The sequence below is a fragment of the Streptomyces sp. NPDC001532 genome (assembly GCF_040298625.1).
GTDB lineage: Bacteria > Actinomycetota > Actinomycetes > Streptomycetales > Streptomycetaceae > Streptomyces.
Window position 1 is genome coordinate 22,952 of sequence record NZ_JBEPAL010000064.1, and the last position, 16,933, is coordinate 39,884.

General features: G+C 69.7%; 14 protein-coding genes and 2 pseudogenes. 7 read left to right on the top strand and 9 right to left on the bottom strand.

Annotated elements, in window-relative coordinates; genetic code table 11:
• Positions 1 to 108: 108 nt before the first annotated feature.
• Complete coding sequence (locus ABT232_RS35905) at positions 109 to 783, bottom strand: lytic polysaccharide monooxygenase auxiliary activity family 9 protein (RefSeq protein ID WP_502975530.1); 675 nt, start codon at positions 781 to 783, stop codon at positions 109 to 111.
• Between the two features lie 466 nt (positions 784 to 1,249).
• Between ABT232_RS35905 and ABT232_RS35910 the strand changes: the two genes are divergently transcribed.
• Complete coding sequence (locus tag ABT232_RS35910; protein WP_351848310.1) at positions 1,250 to 2,020, top strand: calcium-binding protein; 771 nt, start codon at positions 1,250 to 1,252, stop codon at positions 2,018 to 2,020.
• 1,286 nt (positions 2,021 to 3,306) lie between these two features.
• Here the strand turns inward: ABT232_RS35910 and ABT232_RS35915 are convergent.
• The 4 genes from ABT232_RS35915 to ABT232_RS35930 form a co-directional block, all read right to left on the bottom strand.
• Positions 3,307 to 3,738, bottom strand: a complete 432-nt coding sequence (locus ABT232_RS35915; protein WP_351848312.1) for a cupin domain-containing protein — start codon at positions 3,736 to 3,738, stop codon at positions 3,307 to 3,309.
• Between the two features lie 438 nt (positions 3,739 to 4,176).
• The gene (locus tag ABT232_RS35920; protein ID WP_351848315.1) at positions 4,177 to 4,482 is read right to left on the bottom strand and encodes a DUF1048 domain-containing protein; all 306 of its coding nucleotides are present in this window, start codon (positions 4,480 to 4,482) and stop codon (positions 4,177 to 4,179) included.
• Position 4,483: 1 nt separating this feature from the next.
• Positions 4,484 to 4,840, bottom strand: a complete 357-nt coding sequence (locus ABT232_RS35925; RefSeq protein WP_351848318.1) for a DUF1048 domain-containing protein — start codon at positions 4,838 to 4,840, stop codon at positions 4,484 to 4,486.
• Positions 4,837 to 5,163 (bottom strand): PadR family transcriptional regulator, encoded by a 327-nt coding sequence (locus ABT232_RS35930; protein ID WP_351848343.1) that lies wholly within the window; start codon positions 5,161 to 5,163, stop codon positions 4,837 to 4,839. Before ABT232_RS35930 ends, ABT232_RS35925 begins: the two co-directional genes overlap by 4 nt.
• 2,149 nt (positions 5,164 to 7,312) lie before the next feature.
• Between ABT232_RS35930 and ABT232_RS35935 the strand changes: the two genes are divergently transcribed.
• The 6 genes from ABT232_RS35935 to ABT232_RS35960 all read left to right on the top strand — a co-directional run bounded on the left by ABT232_RS35935 (position 7,313) and on the right by ABT232_RS35960 (position 13,458).
• Positions 7,313 to 8,527 (top strand): FAD-dependent monooxygenase, encoded by a 1,215-nt coding sequence (locus ABT232_RS35935; protein ID WP_351848320.1) that lies wholly within the window; start codon positions 7,313 to 7,315, stop codon positions 8,525 to 8,527.
• Between the two features lie 23 nt (positions 8,528 to 8,550).
• Positions 8,551 to 9,591 carry a cupin domain-containing protein gene (locus tag ABT232_RS35940; RefSeq protein WP_351848323.1) on the top strand — a complete coding sequence of 347 codons (1,041 nt, stop codon included), beginning with the start codon at positions 8,551 to 8,553 and terminating at the stop codon, positions 9,589 to 9,591.
• A gap of 32 nt (positions 9,592 to 9,623) precedes the next feature.
• A complete protein-coding gene (locus ABT232_RS35945) occupies positions 9,624 to 10,490 on the top strand; it encodes a fumarylacetoacetate hydrolase family protein (protein ID WP_351848325.1) in 867 nt (288 codons plus the stop codon).
• 98 nt (positions 10,491 to 10,588) lie between these two features.
• Complete coding sequence (locus ABT232_RS35950) at positions 10,589 to 11,038, top strand: MarR family winged helix-turn-helix transcriptional regulator (RefSeq protein ID WP_351848326.1); 450 nt, start codon at positions 10,589 to 10,591, stop codon at positions 11,036 to 11,038.
• A gap of 46 nt (positions 11,039 to 11,084) precedes the next feature.
• Positions 11,085 to 11,900 carry an IclR family transcriptional regulator gene (locus tag ABT232_RS35955; protein WP_351848328.1) on the top strand — a complete coding sequence of 272 codons (816 nt, stop codon included), beginning with the start codon at positions 11,085 to 11,087 and terminating at the stop codon, positions 11,898 to 11,900.
• 247 nt (positions 11,901 to 12,147) lie between these two features.
• The gene (locus ABT232_RS35960; RefSeq protein ID WP_351848330.1) at positions 12,148 to 13,458 is read left to right on the top strand and encodes an MFS transporter; all 1,311 of its coding nucleotides are present in this window, start codon (positions 12,148 to 12,150) and stop codon (positions 13,456 to 13,458) included.
• Here ABT232_RS35960 and ABT232_RS35965 read toward each other — a convergent pair.
• The 4 genes and pseudogenes from ABT232_RS35965 to ABT232_RS35980 all read right to left on the bottom strand — a co-directional run.
• Positions 13,453 to 13,658: pseudogene (locus tag ABT232_RS35965) on the bottom strand (NF041680 family putative transposase); the annotation flags it as partial. The gene ABT232_RS35960 and the pseudogene ABT232_RS35965 sit on opposite strands and share 6 nt — an antisense overlap.
• A gap of 540 nt (positions 13,659 to 14,198) precedes the next feature.
• On the bottom strand, positions 14,199 to 15,467 hold the full coding sequence (locus ABT232_RS35970; protein WP_351848333.1) for a phospholipase D-like domain-containing protein: 1,269 nt from the start codon (positions 15,465 to 15,467) through the stop codon (positions 14,199 to 14,201).
• A gap of 274 nt (positions 15,468 to 15,741) precedes the next feature.
• A pseudogene (locus ABT232_RS35975) lies at positions 15,742 to 16,202 on the bottom strand (IS5 family transposase); the annotation flags it as partial.
• Positions 16,203 to 16,477: 275 nt separating this feature from the next.
• Positions 16,478 to 16,933: hypothetical protein (locus tag ABT232_RS35980; RefSeq protein WP_351848335.1), on the bottom strand; the 456-nt coding region annotated here is incomplete at its 5' end.

Below are 16,933 nucleotides of genomic sequence, written 5' to 3' on the forward strand. Positions count from 1 at the left end.
GGGGCAGGGTGACCGAATCGGTCACCCTGCCCCGACGGAGCTCGGTCGGCCGGGCGGCGGGCTACCGGCGCGCGGCCCAGGCCGGTGCCGTGTGCGGCGCCCTTCAGCTCAGCCGAAGTTCACGTCGCTGCACCACATGTAGGCCTGGTCGAGGTGCGAGGCCTGCCAGATCACGAACAGAACGTGGTGTCCGGTGTAGCCGGAGGTGTTGACGTTGAACTTGATGTCCTGCGCTGGGGCGAAGCGGCCGGTCTGCGTGATGAAGTCGAGGTTGCCCCAGCCCAGGGTCTGGGTCTTGGGATCGAAGCCCTGCTTGCTCACGTAGACCTTGAAGTAGTCGGCGCCGTGGGACGCCTGGTCGTACAGGTGGACCGTGAAGTTGTTGGTGATGTTGGTCGTCTTCCACGGCCCGGGCTTGTTCAGGCTGGCGTTCCTGGAGAGGTTGTTGCTGCAGAGCGTCCCGTCGGGGGTCCGCGCCTGGAACTGGCCGCCGAGACCGTCGCGGAGTGCGCTCATCCAGTTCCACATAGTGTCGGCGTTGGCCTGGAAAGCCTGCCAACACATGGGGTCCTGGGTCTGCATGGCCGGGTTCGTGTGGTTGCTGCCCCACGTCTTCCAGCACTGGTACGCGCGGGAGGCGGGGTTGACGATGGTGCCGTGAGCCTGAGCGGGGGTCGACCAGGTCAGCGCGCCGGCCACCACGGCGAACAGCATGACGAGCGCCTGGAGAGGCCGGCGCAGAGCCGACCGGGAACGCCCGGCTAACGTGCCCTTTGTACGCATGTGGGGGGAACTCCTTCCAGTTGCGAAAACCATGGGAGCGCTCCCAACGGTACGACTCCTGAGTGAAATGTCAATGAAACGAGCGGGAGTTGCTGACCGAGAGGGCGGTGAGCGGGGAAGCTACCGAGAACCACCTGGTGCCCGCGCCCTGGGTCCCGCTGCGCCGTACGGGACGGCCCCGGGCCCCGACGACTCCTCCCGGCCGGTCCGGCACCGGCTGACACGGCGTCATGAAGCCAGAATCGACCACGCAAATCCCGCCACGGCGGCATCCGGAACTCGCCTGACCAGCAGAAACCGACGACCACAGCCCAGGGGGCATCATCTGGCCATCACAAGCTCGTCAATCCGGGGTCTTGCAGATCCTCCACGACAACAGGGGAAACTGCCCTCACAACTGTCCGCCTCGCCCCGGGCAGCACCACCCCCCGGAGAGGTGACCGTCATCCCATCGAGACGAGGTCCCATGAGCCGAAACCGAGCCACCGTCAGCGCGGTCGCCGTGACGCTGCTCACCGCCAGCCTCGCCGTCGGCCCGGCAGCCGCCGCCACCACCGCCGAGGCGAAGGCGCGCGTCGCAGCCGACTGGGCAACTCAGTCGATCGTCTTCACCGCCGCCGCAGGACAGACCAACGACCTCAGCATATTTCCCATGTACACCAGCGACGGAATCCGGCGAATCGGCTTCAGCGACGTCGTCCCGCTCGAACCGGGCAAGCACTGTGCGCACTCCAGACCCGAGGACACCACCTCCGTCGTCTGCGAACTGCCCGCCGACAGCCCCCGACCCGACCGGATCGACGTCTTTCTCCGCGACGGCAACGACACCATCGCCGCCTTCACCCCTGGGATCGGCACTGTCAGCGGTGGTCCCGGCGACGACGAACTGCACGCCCACACCGCACGCACGGTACTGGGCGACGCGGGGAACGACATGGTTATGGGACCCGCGGTCCTGCACGGCGGCGACGGCATGGACCACCTGATGGGTGACAGCAGCAACCAGCAGATGTGGGGCGGCCGGGGCGACGACATGTTCGAGGGCTACGGCGGTGACGACACCGTGTACGCCGGCCCCGGGGACGACCACGCCATGGGCGGTGACGGCCGCGACATCCTCCTCGGCGGCCCAGGCAACGACACACTGGACGGCGATGGCGGCGACGATCTCGTCCGCGGCGGCGCCGGAAAGGACACACTGGAAGGCGGGGACGGCCGCGACATCGTCCTGCCGTAGCCGCACCTCCATGCCCCAGGGTCCCGGCCCGCGGGCCCGACAGCGACACGCGTCCCGAATCACCCCCGTCGGCCAGCCGCCACCCAAGCCACTGCGCACGACGAACGCGGCGCACACAGACCGCCATACCGACGGCGTTCCCGTCGTCGTCGATGCGCTCACTTCGGGGAAGGGCCGCCCACTTCTCCGGCTCGGTCCACTCGTCCAGGACGTTGCAGGACAGCGCCGCAGCGCCCGGCGAGGCGGACCTGCTCGTGCCGGCCCGGCCTCCCGCGTCCTTGCCCGTGCCGTCATCGTCTCCACCGGCGACGACCGCGTGCACGGTCAGGGCCACCACGAGCGCCCCCGCCCCGTACACGCCCCACATCGCCTTGCGTGACCTCGTACGCGCTGCCACGGCGTCAGGCAGGCGATCTTCCCAACCCCAGCCAGGCGCCCCCGAGCGTCTTGACGCAGTAGCGGGCGAGGGCGGCGGCGGGCCGGGTACGTCGGCCATCCACACCAGCCACTGGCGCGGCAGGTCCTGGGACCAGGCACGCAGCATTTGCTCCACGCGCACCGCGCCGTCGACGGTGGTGTCCGCCGACAACACCGGCTGGGATCCGACAGAGACCGGCTCAGCGGGATCCAGAAACCGGGCAGTGGCCCCGCTGTCGTCGGGGTTCAGCATCCGAGCAACCGTCGCAGCCGCGATGTCCTGACCCTGTGCAGGGATGAGCGCGTACCAAGGCCCGACACTCGCAATCAGCCGCAGTTGGTGAAACCGGATAGGCCGTCACTACGCAACTCCCCCTCGCTAGCTGCGGTTCTGCCAAACGCACCCGCGGCCGGTACCACGGACGTCGGGCGCGTCGCGATCGACGACCAGCCCGGCGACGGAACCCGCAGTGGTCGTCCCGCTCCCCGCTCCGGGCCCAGCAGCCGGGCGATGGCATCGAGGCGTACCTGGCCGTGCAGGCCTGGGCGCCGGCAGCGGCGGCACCCCCGACGATGCGAGGCTCCGGGAGTGAGGCGGGTGCCGCGGCCACCGCCAGGCTGGCCGCGAACGCCGCCTCCGAACAGCACAGCCATCGCCATCACCTGGCGTACCGCCCCGCCCACCGCGAACGTGTCCCAGCCATGCACGTGATCATGGAGGTTCGGAAAACCGAGGGAACTGCGGCCGGCCGGGTCGTCCACCGGACTGGTGATCTTGACGGAACGCCCTGGTGAAACGCTGGCCAGGGCCGGAGCGGCTGGCCGACAGACTGGCCGCCCTACCGATGGTGACCGCCGGGTGAGAGGCGTCAGCACGACCCGACGGGCAGGGGACCCACTCGCGTCTCGAGCCAGGCCGGCAGGTCCAGGAGCCGGGTGCCTTCCTGCTCGTCGGGGTCGGTACGTGCGACCAGGCACACCATGTCCTCGGTGCCGGTGTTCACCGGCATGTGCGGGGTGTCGGCGGGGATGTAGATGTAGTCGCCCGCGCGCAGCATCACGTGCTCGGCCAGGTCCTGGCCGTGCCAGACCTCGACCTGGCCGGACTGGATGAAGATGGCTGACTCGTGACCCTCGTGCAGGTGAGGACGCCCCCTGGTGCCGACGGGCATGACCAGCCGGTGCAGACACAACCGCTCAGCCCCCGCGGACTGCGCGCTGATCCCTGCCCCGAACGTGCCGCCCTGGACTCCCTGGTACTGCCCTGTCCGGACCACCGTGCACTGCTTCTGATCTGTCATAGACGCAGTACAGCAGCGCGAGCGCGGCGTTCGAGCAGTTCACGCCAGCCTTCACGTGCTCGGGACGGCACCGGGCCTCAGCATGGGAGGGGACCGCCTCGCCAAGGAGCACTACCGCACCGGCACCCCAGCAAGCCGCCGCCTGAGCGGGCAGTTGCCGGGTACTGCTCACCGGGATCGGACAGGACGGTGGCCGGTGCCGCCGGCCTGCCCAACCTCCTCGGCGGACGGGTGTGCAGTGCATGCCCATGGACGGTCAAGCCTGTGCCAGCGCGCGCGGAGCGCCACCCCAGGGGTGGGAAGCCGAACCGGCCGGGCCGCTGAGCGGGGCCGCCCTGCACCAGCCACGCCAACTCGCGAAGCGGACGCTCGGCGCGCCTGAGCTGCTCCGGCCCGAAGTACGAAGCGTCAGGTGCTGCTTCCCTGCCGTGTACGGGGTCAGTGCTGAACGGACTGCTGGTAAAGGTCCGCGTAGGTGCGTGAGTCCTTGATCAGGTCGTCGCAGAACGCGGCGACGTCGGTACCGATGAGTTCCAGCACGCCCTTGCCCGCGGCGACGCCCTCTTCGAAGAAGTCGACGATCCCGGGCAGCAGGGACCCGTCGGCCAGGTCGACCGGTCCGACCTTGAACAGGTACTTCTGCATCTCCGTGTAGACGATCCGGTAGTCCGGCGGTAGTGCCTTGACGCGGGCCGTGTGCGCCCGCCACTGCTGCTTGCCCTCGATGATGTCCTGGATGCCCATGTCAGCCTCCCAGCCGGTTCAGTTTCCTGGCGACGTTGCTGTTCAACTGCTCGCGCCACCGGTCGCGGTAGGTCCGAGCGCCTTCCCCACCGGCGAGCGCCGTGCAGAAGCCCGGGACGTCGTCCCCGAGGACCTCACGGGCGCTCTGCCCCTCGGCCGCCGTCTCCTCGAGCAGGCCCAGGGCGGCGTCGAGGATCGGCATGAGGTTGCGGCCGGAGAAGTCCCCATGGGGAAACAGGTGCGCCTTGATCTGATCCCACGCCGCGCGGTGATCGTCCGGAAGTGCCTGTGCCCGGGCTTCGAACGCCTTCCATCCCCGGGTGAGATCGCTGCCGGTGACCTTCTCCCAGAAGTTCATTCCCCGCCCCCCTTGAGCTTGTTGATACGCGATGAGAGGTACTGCCACTTAGTCCAGAACTTCGCGAGCTCTTCGCGTCCGGCGTCGTTGAGCGAGTAGAACTTGCGCGGCGGACCCACGCCCGAGGGCCGTTTCACCACCTGGACGAGCTTGTTGCGCTCCAGTCGCAGCAAGATGGTGTACACCGTCCCCTCCACGACATCGGTGAAGCCGAGCTCGTTCAACTGCCGGGTGATGGCGTAGCCGTAGGTCTCCTCCCTGTCGATGACCTCGAGCACGCACCCTTCGAGCGTGCCCTTCAACATCTCCGTCAGATCGTCCACCACGGCCCCTCTCCCACCCAGAACGGTACTCTGTATCAACGAGTACCGCTATACGGTATCACCGAGTAGCTGGCGAGAGGGGCCACCGCACCGGATCCGCCGCGGGCGCGGCCTCGAGGCGGATTGCTCGGCGACGGCGCGCCGCCGGGCGCGGGATCCCAAGCGGGCCGCGCGACGCACGGCGTGGACCTGGACCCTCAGCTGTCCCGTTTCAGTGAAGGCGAACGACGTCGCAAGTGTGACGCGCGCCGCCGTCGCAGGTGGATATGGCAGTACCACCGCTGCGCGTTCTGGGTGACATCCACACGCCGGTGCAACTGCTGTGTCGTTGGCGGTGTAACGCACTACCGAGTTTCGTAGGAGTAGCCATGAAGAGGTCATGGTCATACCGCGCCAGTGCTGTAGGAGCGGTCGTGCTCAGCGCGGTCGCACCTACCGCTGATGTTGCCCACGCTGACGCTTACGGGGGTCTCCTCAGCCCCGCGCTCGGTAACGGATGCAGCAATCACGATCCGCAAGGCCCCTCAAGCGCGTCCACGAACGCCTCTGGTCTCCTCGCCAGCATTGCAGGCCAGGTACCGGCCGCAATCCCGTACAACAGATGCGGCAACCTGGGCCTGGGGCCCGTGGTGATCGGCAAGCCAGAGCCAGTGTGAGACGCGGATTGATGTCAGGGCGCGCAGTCACCGTCCGTTGTCACGGGGTCCTGGGAGAGATCAGCTACTGCTGGGCCGCAGTCCGCGGACGCCGAGCAGCTTCCCCGGTGACAAACACTGCGGCGGCGATGGCGCGCGGCCACGACGGTCGGGTCAAGGACCAGGCGGGCGGCCGCAAACGAGGGCGGCTGGGGCGAGGCCGGTGCCCAGGGCTGGCAGCGCCGTCCCAGCGGTCATCCCCCGTGCTGCTGGGGCGGCTTCGAATCGGTGGGCGTAGACCCGGCAGGCCTTCCGCCCTGCCGGCGCCGCCCCGTCGGCGGCGAGAGCGGCACACGCCTCCAGGATCTGGGGCCCGATGTGGGCCATGGCCTTCCTCTCGCACCAGGGGCGCAGGCGAATCTGGGCCACGGGCATGCCGGTGGCGAGGAGCAGGGCGGTGCCCTTGGGCATGGCGCGGATCTCGGCGAGGTCCATGACCTGGGACCCTCGACGGTAGCGGGCAGCGCCTTCACATCTTCCGGTTCTCACCTCCTCCAGAACATTCACCGGTGGCTTTTCCAGTGTGGCCTCCGAGGAGCAGCGGGTGCTCGGTGGCGTTGTCGGCCGGGCTCCGCCGGGCTCGCACGGCCGTCGAGGTCGACGCCGCTCGGCCGTGCTTCCCCCACGGCGCAGCGGATCACGGCGGTCCCTTCGGCGCCGTCCCCGACTCCCAGCACGACGCATCCGTGGTCGCCCGAGCCACCTGGCCGGCGCTGCCGCTGCCGCCTCGCACCCGGTCGGGCTGTCGCCCCTGGGGGCGCTGTCAGGCGGCTGCATCGACGACGTCCTCCGCTCCACGGGGATCACCTACCGCGGTGGCCATGTTCGACGCCTTGTCGGGCGGCCGAGATCCTCCGCTCACCTTGCGGGTGCAGCACGCGATGTGACTGGAGCGCATCGACGGCAAGGCCGCCAGAATCAGGCAGCGGCAGGCCGAGGAGGAACGAGGCCGCCGGCGGCGGCCCGCTCCGCTCGACTGGGTCGCTGCCTTCGGCATCGGTGCCAGCCGGGAGCCCGTCGAGGTCCACGCCGACGGCTGCCGCATGACCGGGCCCCGGTGGCACGCCCCGGCGCCGCAGGGCCGCACTGGAGCACCCCTCGCCCACCATCAGCTCACCGCGCCGCGGGCGCTGTACCTGTCGACCACCGACCCGGCCATTGTCCGGGAGTGGCTGACGAACTGGACGGCCGTCGGCGTCGAAGGCGTGGTCCACAAGAGGCTGGAGAGCACATACCAGCCCGTGAGGGCCTGGAGGAGGCACCGCCCTGGAGGTGGACAGCGTCTCCGCCGCGTGCTGACCGGCGGCCGAGAGAGTTTCTCCACGAACCATTGACACGGGGAAATCACTCTCGGAATATGGTCCGCACATCAATGATTGGTGTACGGACCATCGGAGGCTGGGTCTGACCGCCTCCGCTCCCGATGTCCTCCCGAGCTGACTTTTGGAGGCCAGATGCCCGCCCTCACCTCTGCACTCCACATCGCCGTAGTCGGAGGCGGTATCGGCGGACTGGCCGCCGCGCTGGCGACTGCCCGCGCCGGCCATCGCGTGACGCTCGTGGAGCGGGCCGCCCGCTTCGGCGAGATCGGGGCCGGCCTGCAGCTCGCCCCGAACGCCTCCCTTGCCCTCGACGAACTCGGCGTACTGCCGGTCGTCCGGGCATCCGCGGTAGCCCCGCCCCGGCTGGTCATGATGGATGCCCTGACCGGTGACGAGGTCACCTCCCTCGATCTGCGCAGCTCGGCCTACACCAACCGTTTCGCACACCCGTACCTGGTCACCCACCGCACCGACCTGCACGCCGCACTGCTGACCGCCTGTCAGGAGCACCCCGCCGTCACACTGTGCACGGGACACACCGTCGCCGAGGCCGACCAGGACGGATCCGGGGTGCACCTGCACTTCGCGGAGGGCCACGTCCCGCTGACCGCCGACGCGGTCGTCGCCGCGGACGGACTGCACTCCCGGCTGCGCCAGGTGCTGGTCGGTGACGGGGAACCGGTCTGCTCGCGCTACGTCGCCTTCCGCGGCGCCCTGCCCACCGGGAAGATGACCGGCCGGATGTCCCAGCACGCCGCCTCGGAAGCGGTCATGGTGTGGGCCGGGCCGCGCATGCACCTGGTGCAGTACCCCGTACGTCGCGGCGAGCTGTACAACCAGGTCGCCGTGTTCGAGAGCGACCACTACACGGCGGACTCCGACGACTGGGGCACCGAGGCCGAGCTGGAGGAGCGCTTCGCCGGCGCTTGCGAGGCCGTGCGCGACGCGCTGCCGCTCGTCTCCCGCGACCGTCGCTGGCCGCTGTACGACCGCGCCCCGATCAGCACCTGGGTGCACGGGCGGATCGCGCTTCTCGGAGACGCCGCCCACCCCATGCTCCAGTACCTCGCGCAGGGCGCCTGCCAGGCGCTGGAGGACGCCGTGGCGCTCGGCCAGGCTCTCGGCCAGAGCGCGGACCCCGCCGACGCCTTCGCCGCATACGCGGACCGGCGTCGGGAACGGGCGACCCTCATCCAGACCAACGCCCGCCGCTTCGGCGAGATCTGCCACCTCGAAGGCATGGGAGCCACCCTGCGCAACGTGCTCCTGTCGTCGCGCGGCCCCGAGGCGTTCGACGACATCTCCTGGGTGTGGACCCCCACCCCCGCACCTGCTCCCGCCCTGTGATCCGGCTCGCGTAGGAGGACACCATGACAGCCGACGAACTCGCCTACAAGGCCCTGGAGGGCCTGGGAGCCGCCCCGCTGTGGCGCTTCTACGGCAACTTGTTCCCCGCCCAGCCCAAGAGCCGCGCCGTCCCCTACCGCTGGGACTGGCGCGAACTCCGCCCGCATCTCCTGCACTTCTCCAAGACGCTGTCCCTGGAGGAGGCCGAACGACGGGTCCTCATGCTCGTCAACCCCGGCCTCACCGACCCCCCGGCCACGGTCAACACCCTCTACGCGGGCCTCCAGATCATCCTGCCCGGCGAGACCGCACAGGCACACCGGCACACCTCCAACGCCTTCCGCTTCATCCTCGAAGGCGACGGTGCCTGGACCACCGTCAACGGCGAGCGGGTCTTCATGGCCCCCGGCGACCTCCTGCTCACTCCCGGCTGGCACTGGCACGACCACACCCACGAGGGTGACGCGCCGATGATCTGGCTCGACGCACTCGACTACCCCTTGGTCAACGCCCTAGAAGCCGGCTTCTACGAGCAGTACCAGCAGCGGCTCCAGCCCGTGACCAAGCCCGACGACGCCGGCAGCCGCCAGTTCCTGCACGGCCGGCTCACCCCCGCCTGGCTCACCCAGGACGGCCCCAACTCCCCCGTCACCCGGTACACGTGGGCGGAGACGGAGCGCGCCCTGGACGCCATCGCCGACACGGCCGACGGCAGCGACGTCGACGGCGTCGTCCTGGAGTACAGCAACCCCTGGACCGGCGGCCCGGTCATGCCCACCATCGGCTGCCGCGTCCAGCGGCTCCGCCCCGGCTTCGAGGGAGCCGGCCGCCGCCACACGGCCTCGACCATCTTCAACGTCGTCCGCGGCGAAGGCGCCACGATCGTCGACGGCGAGCGGCTGGAGTGGTCCGAGCACGACACCTTCGCCGTCCCCGGCTGGGCCTCCTACCGGCACGTCAACACCTCGGTCTCCGCGGACGCCGTCCTCTTCTCCTACAGCGACGAGCCGGTCATGCGCTCCCTCGGCCTCTACCGCACCGAAGACGCCGACCCCGGCGCCTGACCCTCCCACCCGACACCCACAAGGAGGCCAGCATGCGTCTGGCACTGTTCAACAAGGGACGCCTCGGACTCGTCGTCGGTGACGACCTCTTCGACGTGACCGACCAGGTCGCCGGAGCCGACACCGCCGGCCCCGCCGGTGCGCTCCAGCGGTACGTCGAGGCGTCCGCCGACGGGGAGACGACCCGTCTCGAACCAGCCGGCCGGCCCCGCATCCCCCTGGCCGAAGCCGTCCTGGAGGCTCCGCTCCTCCGCCCTGGGAAGATCATCGGCGCGCCGGTCAACTACCTCGACCACAAGGTCGAGATGGAGTACACCACCTCGGTCGCCGACCTCGGCGTCTTCCTCAAGGCGAACTCCTCCGTCATCGGCCCAGGCCAGGACATCCTCCTCCCCTACTCCGACAAGCGCACCGACCAGGAAGGCGAACTGGGCGTCGTCATCGGCCGCACCGCCTCGCACGTGAGCACGGACGAAGCCCTGGACCACGTCTTCGGCTACACCTGCGTCCTGGACATCACCGTCCGATCCGGCGAGGACCGCTCCACCCGCAAGTCCTTCGACACGTTCACCCCGCTCGGCCCCTGGATCGTTACCGCCGACGAGATCCCGGACCCGGACGCCCTCGACCTGCGCTGCGACGTCGGCGGCACCACCCGGCAGCGCACCAACACGGCGGACCTCATCTTCGGCGTCCGTGAACTGATCGCCTACACCTCCTCCGTCATGACCCTGCACCCGGGCGACGTGATCGCGACCGGCACCCCGGCCGGAGTGGGACCGCTCAGCCACGGGGACCGCGTGGTCCTGGAGATCGAGAAGGTCGGTCGCCTGGAGGTCGGTGTCGACGGCTCCCGTGCCCTTCCTTACGACCAGCGCCCCGGCCGCCGCAGCCGCTGACCAAGCGGTCGCCACCGGGGTGGTGCCGGCACTCGTAGACTCCCCGCACCGGCCGTCCCCCGGCCGGCACCACCCCGGCGACAGACGGACGGAGCACCGTGGCGCACGCACTGGAACTGCACAACTACGTCGGACACCTGATCCGGCGCGCGGAACAGGTGCACACCGCCCTGTGGTTCCGGCACGTGTCCAGGGAGATCACCTCCCAGCAGTTCGCCGTCCTCAACACCCTCAGCCGTGACCCCGGCATCGACCAGCGCACCCTGGCGCGCTTCACCTCACTGGACCGTTCGACGGTCAACCACATCGTCCGCCGACTGACCGAGCAGCACTACGTCAGTCAGGTACGCGACGAGGAGGACCGTCGGCGGACCCTGCTGAGCCTCACCGCTCAGGGAGCCGAACTACTCGACTCCCTGATCCGTCCGGCCGAGGCCGTCAACGAGCAACTGCTCGACGCGCTTCCCGGTGACGAACGCAAGCTGGCCGTCGACGTCCTTCGCAAAATCGCGTCGCTGGACGCCGAGGCACTCAGCGACGGCCCGTGAGCTCGGTGAAGCGCGGGACGTCCAGGTAGCGAAAAGGACTCACGCCTTGACCCGTCACGCTCTGCGCAGCGCGCCTTCCTCCCCTTCCCCGCAAGAAGCCGTTTCCTCGCCCGCCACCGCAACAGGGCCGGTCATCGGCCGGGCTCTGCGCATCCTCGGTGCCTTCAGCGCACAGCGTCCTCACCTGTCCCTGAGCGAGTTGGCCCGGCGATCAGGTCTGCCCGTTTCCACCGTGCACCGCATGCTGGGTGACCTGCTCGTGTGGGGCGCTCTGGAACGCGACGCGCAAGGCCGCTACCGCATCGGGCTGCGGCTGTGGGAGGTCGCGTCCTTGGCGCCGCGCAGTCAAGGGCTGCGCGAGCGCGCACTGCCTCACCTGGGAGACCTCTCCTCCCTCGTCCGTGAGAACGTCCAGCTCGCCGTCCGTGACGCAAGCGAGGTGGTCTTCATCGAACGCATCGCGCCGAGCTGTGCCGTGCCCACGCTGACACGAGTGGGAGGACGGCTGGGCATCACTACGACAGCGGCGGGACTGGTGCTGCTCGCTCACGCACCGGCAGCCGTTCAGGAGGAGGCTCTCGCGCGGACGATACCCCGGCGCACCCCGTTCACGCTCACCGACAGCGGCCGGCTCAGGGCGGTCCTCGCCCAGGCACGCACGTGCGGCTACGCAGTCAGCGACCGGCAACTGTCCACCGACACCCTCTCCGTCGCCGCGCCCGTCACGACCGACGACGGCGAGGTGACCGCGGCTGTCTCCGTGGTGGTCCGGCACGGGTCCACGTCCGTCGGAGCGCTCGCCGATCTGGTCCGCTCATGCGGCCGCGCCATTTCGCGAGCTGTTGACACGCCCGACCTCTGAAGGACATCGGCCCGCAACACTTGTTTCCCGGCATCCGGGAAACCACCTGGCCGCGCGAGACCGCCCCTCGCACCATGACTGCTCCCACTGCCGAACCCGAGGCTGCCACCCACGGCGCCGACGAGCCCGTTCGGCGATCCCGCAGTCGACAACGGAGTGCTGCCATGGAGAAGTGTCCCCACCGCCCCACCGCACCGCAGGCCGTCCGGTGACCGCCCGTCTCACGCAGGCCCTGGACGACGGGCCCATGAGCCGTTTCCAGTGGGGTGTGATCGCCATCTGCGTGCTGCTCAACACCCTCGACGGATTCGACGTGCTGGTCATGTCCTTCACCGGGAAGACGATCTCCGGCGAGTGGCACCTCGACTCCCGTACCCTCGGGCTGCTGCTGAGCAGCGGGCTGGCGGGCATGGCGTTGGGCGCCCTGCTCATCGCTCCCCAGGCCGACCGGATCGGTCGGCGACCAGTCATCCTGGCCGGCCTGGCCCTCGCAGCCGCGGGCATGCTGCTGTCCTCGGTCAGTCAGAACTGGCAGCAGCTGGGGGCGCTGCGCCTGCTCACCGGTGTCGGAATCGGCGCCGTTCTCGCCTGCAGCAACGTCATCGCCGGTGAGTTCGCCTCCCGCCGCTGGCGCGGTCTGGCCGTCAGCCTCAACTCCACCGGGTACGCCGTGGGCGCGACGATCGGCGGCGTCTCTTCGGTCGCCCTCATCGACCGCTACGGGTGGCGCTCGGTGTTCCTCGCCGGCGGACTCGCCACCCTGGTCGTCATTCCTCTCGCCTTCCGTCTCCTGCCGGAATCGCTCGACTTCCTCCTCGACAGGAGACCCTCCAATGCCCTGAGCCGTGTCAACGAGCTGGCCCGCCGCATGGGGCAGCCAGACCTGTCCACGCTCCCGGACAAGGACCCGACGACGCTCACCTCCGCAGGCGGGTTCCGCCGCCTTCTGGCGCCGGATCTCCGCCGCCCCACCCTGGTGCTGTGGGGTGCCTTCTTCCTCGTCATGGCCGCCTTCTACTTCGTCACAAGCTGGACGCCGACCCTGCTCGTTCAGGCCGGTATGTCCGCGGCACAGAGCCTGACCGGCGGAACGCTGCTCAACCTGGGCGGCGTCTTCGGCACCGCGCTCCTGGGCGCACTGGCCGCGCGGTACGCGCTCGGCAGCGTCCTGCGTAGCTACCTCTTCGCGTCCGCAGCACTCGTCGTGGCCTTCGCGGCCTCCACCGACACACTCGTCCTGGCCTTCTGCATCGGAGCGGTCATCGGAGTCGCGGTCAACGGCTGCATCGCCGGCCTCTACGCCCTGACACCGAGCGTCTACCCGGCACCGCTGCGGGCGACAGGTGTGGGAGCGGCGATCAGTGTCGGCCGCGTGGGTGCCATCATCGCACCCACTACGGCGGGCTGGCTGCTGGACGTGGGCTGGACACCGCTGGCCTTGTACGTCACGACGGGTGCGGTGTTCTGCGCGGCCGGCTTGCTCCTTCTGGCCATGCGAAGGAAACAGCCGACAGTGAAGGCGGCGCGTGACACCAGTCGAACACCGTCGTCTGCTTGAGCTGCCTGACCACCACCACCAGACCGGCTTGAGGGGTGGCCCCGCTGGGCAGGTGGTCGATGTCCAGGCGGATCACCGCGCCCTCGACGAGGGGGGAGGGTTCCGTCCGCTGCGGCCCAGGAGGAGTGGTGGGTCAGCTTGGGGTGCAGCCGGTCCCAGGAGCGGGCCAGGGCGGTGCCGTAGAGCCGGGTGTCGGTGATGGGCAGGCGACCTGTATGGTGTCCCGTTCATCGACACGTCCGCGGCCTCGCGCTGGGACACCGTGACAGACGACGCCGACACGGGTCGTTCCACAGGCGCCAGGTTGCGCTTGGTCGAATCCCGCCCGCAGCAGACGGGACCCCCTCCCGTCGCCCCTGCCCACGAGCCGGCGAGCGGCAAAGACCGAGAACCCCAGGAGGGCTACGGGCTGGGCGTGAGCGCGTCCGCGAGCCACTGATGGGCACGCAGCTCTACCAGGACGCCCGAGCAGCGATTCGCGAGCTGTATCAGAACGCCTTGGACGCGGTCAGGTACCGAACTGCTCGGTACGAGTACTGAGCCGCCGCACGGGAGCCAGCGCACCCGACGGCAGGGCCGGGGCGCACGGGCCGGCTCGCAGCGCGGCGAAGCTGAACATGCTGAACGCCATCAAGGCCGAGTAGTCCGCGCCCACACGCGCCGGAGGGCCGGGTTCCCCATGGGAGCCCGGCCCTCCGGCCGTTGCCGCTGCCGTCCGTACGGGCCGGCGGCGGTGCGGGTCAGCTGCCCGCGCAGTAGCTCATGAGCTGCACGTGGTTGGCCTTGTACTGGTCGAAGACGGCAGCGTTGTCGATCTTCAGCAGCGTCTCGTCGTTCGACCGCAGCGCCTGGTACGAGTAGTTGTGGCTGCCGGCCCAGACGATCTTCTTGCCGGCGACACCGTCGTACGTGCCGTTGACCAGCAGGTACTTCGAGTGCAGACCGATGTTGCCGGTGCGCCCGGCGGGCGGGGTCTCCCAGCACTCCACGCGCTGGGTGAGCTGCCCGGAGAGGATGCCCTCGACGGTCCTGCCCATGGAGTTCACACCGTCGCCGCCGCCGTTGGGGTCGCCGTCGTGGGCGAGGATCACCGAGCAGCCCGCGTCCACCATGGAGACCATCTCGTCGGCGATGTGGGTCCGGTAGAAGAGGTTGGCCGCGATGCGCACCTCGGAGCCCGCCGCGCAGTTCACCTTGTCGAGGATCAGCTTGACCGTGTCGGTGGAGGCGTCGGTCTGGTAGGTGGTGCCGGACGTCTCCTTGCGCGGGAAGAAGTACGCCTTGTACGCCGGGTTCGTGGTGCTGATCGGCGTCTTGTAGTAGTGGCTCAGGCCGGCGCCGGCCGCGTGGGCGACCTGGTCGTCGAAGTAGGCCCCGTAGATGTCGTAGAGGCCCTTGTCGACGAGGGTCACCGCGTTGTTGTGCAGGCGTTCGCGCTGGTGGGTCGTCAGGTTGAACGAGGTCTGCACCACCACGTTGTCCGCCCCTCCGGTGTGGGAGAAGAGGACGAACTTGTTGTGGTTGATCGGGTAGTCCGGCGAGCCGTCGGACTTGGTCAGCGGGCGGGTGCCGATGCAGCCGCGGTTCCTGCCGCAGTCCAGCAGCCACGAGGGCTGGGTCCGGTCGGTGCCCAGCGCCGTGCGCAGGGTCTCCAGCTCCCCGCCCACGGTCACGGTTTCGGAGGAGAAGTGGTCGAGGATCACCTGCACGGAGACGCCCCGGTTCTTGGCCGCGATCAGCGCTTCCCGGACGGGGCCGTCGGTGAAGGTGTACATCGACATGCGCACCGAGCTGCCCGCCGGGGCGTCGCCGATGAGCGAGACGAGGTGGTCGCGGATCCTGTTCTGGTCGGCGGCCGTGCCCGCGGGGTCGTTGAAGACCGCCCCGGGCGTGACGGTGACCGCCGCGGCCGGGGTGGGCGCGGCGAGAACGGCGGTGAGGGCGACGACCAGCCCGAGGAGCCAGGATCTGCGGTGCGGATGCACACCGACCTCCAGTGTGTATGGCAACCCATGAAAAACATGGTGAGTGCATGACAAATAGGTCTTTGCGGACCTGCGAGGCGCGGGCCCCGGGACCCCGGAGCCCGCGCCCCGCCGGGCCCGGACGTGAACATATCCCAGCGGCCGGGCGGCCCTGTCGGCACCCGGCGGCGCAGGGGCAACCCTGAGGCAGCACCGGTCCACACCCGCCACCGGATCACGTCGCCAGCCTCCGCCGCCCCACCGCCGGCCTGCCCAATACGCCGAGTAGCCGAGAGGGATCTCACCCCTCGGCTCTCACAGAACCGTGCAGCGACACCGCGAGCGGCATGCCCTGGCCGTCGACGATGAGGTGGTGCTTGCTGCCCGGACGCGCTCGGCCGACCGGGCTCGGCCCGCCTTTGGGCCCCGCCGGGCGGCCCGCACGTGCGAGGAATCGACCACCGCCCGTTCCCGGTCCAGCTGGTTCTTCGACCGCAACTCGTTCAGCGGCAGCTGGTGGAGCCGGCCCCAGACACCGGCCTCGTTCCAGGCCGCAAGACGCCGCCAGCAGGTCATGCCCGAGCCGAAGCCGAGCTCCCGGGGCAGGTACTCCCACCGGATGCCGGTATGCAGGACGAAGAGGATCCCGGACAGGACCTGCCGGTCCGGCACCCGCGGTCTGCCCTCGGCCTTCTTCGGACCCGGCTTCGGCAGCAACGGCTCGACCAGCGACCACAGTTCATCCGACACGATCCACGGCCGCGACTGACGGTTACCCATGCCCAGACATACGCGCAGAGCGGCCGGCAGCCTCATCATCAGCAGCTTTTGTCAGAGGCAGTCAGATGCCCTCCGACGGGCTCGCGCCACGCCTTGGGCCGGAGCGGAGGACGCCCTCCCCGGTCGGGCGCGCACAGCGCTGTTGCCGGATTCCCGGGAGCGACGTAACGCGGCGGTGTTCGGGCACGACACGGGCCCGGGAGCGTGGCGGACACCGCCCTGGTCCGAACCCGTATACAACGACGTCTCCGGCCGGTCGTCTCTGCCGCCGTGGCTCAGGAGTAGGTCATCGGGCAGCCGTACCGCAGGGAGTGCTGCGCGGCGCGCAGGTTGAGTGCCACGTAGAACGCCGCGTCGCGGTCCTCGGCCCACGGTCCCGGCCGCACCCGGGCGGTCCGCTCCGCCTCGCCGTCGAGGAACCACAGGCTGAGTGCGAGGTTCTCGCCCGCCGGTATCGCGTCCACGGGCAGTGTGACGGCATCGGCGAGCCGCTGGGCCAGGGCGAGCACCCGCGAGGCCCCGGCGACCGTTGTCTCCTCGCCGGAGTACGCGGTGCCGACGGGGAGCACGATCTCCTCATCCAGCGCGTACGGCACCAGCACGCTCCAGTCGAGGAGGGCCGACAGATCCGCTTCGGTCAGCAGCGTCCTGCACAGCGCCACGAAGCCGTCCATGGACGGGCTGACCTTCTCCTCGAACCAGCCCGGCGCCTGCCGTGCGACCTGCCCGAA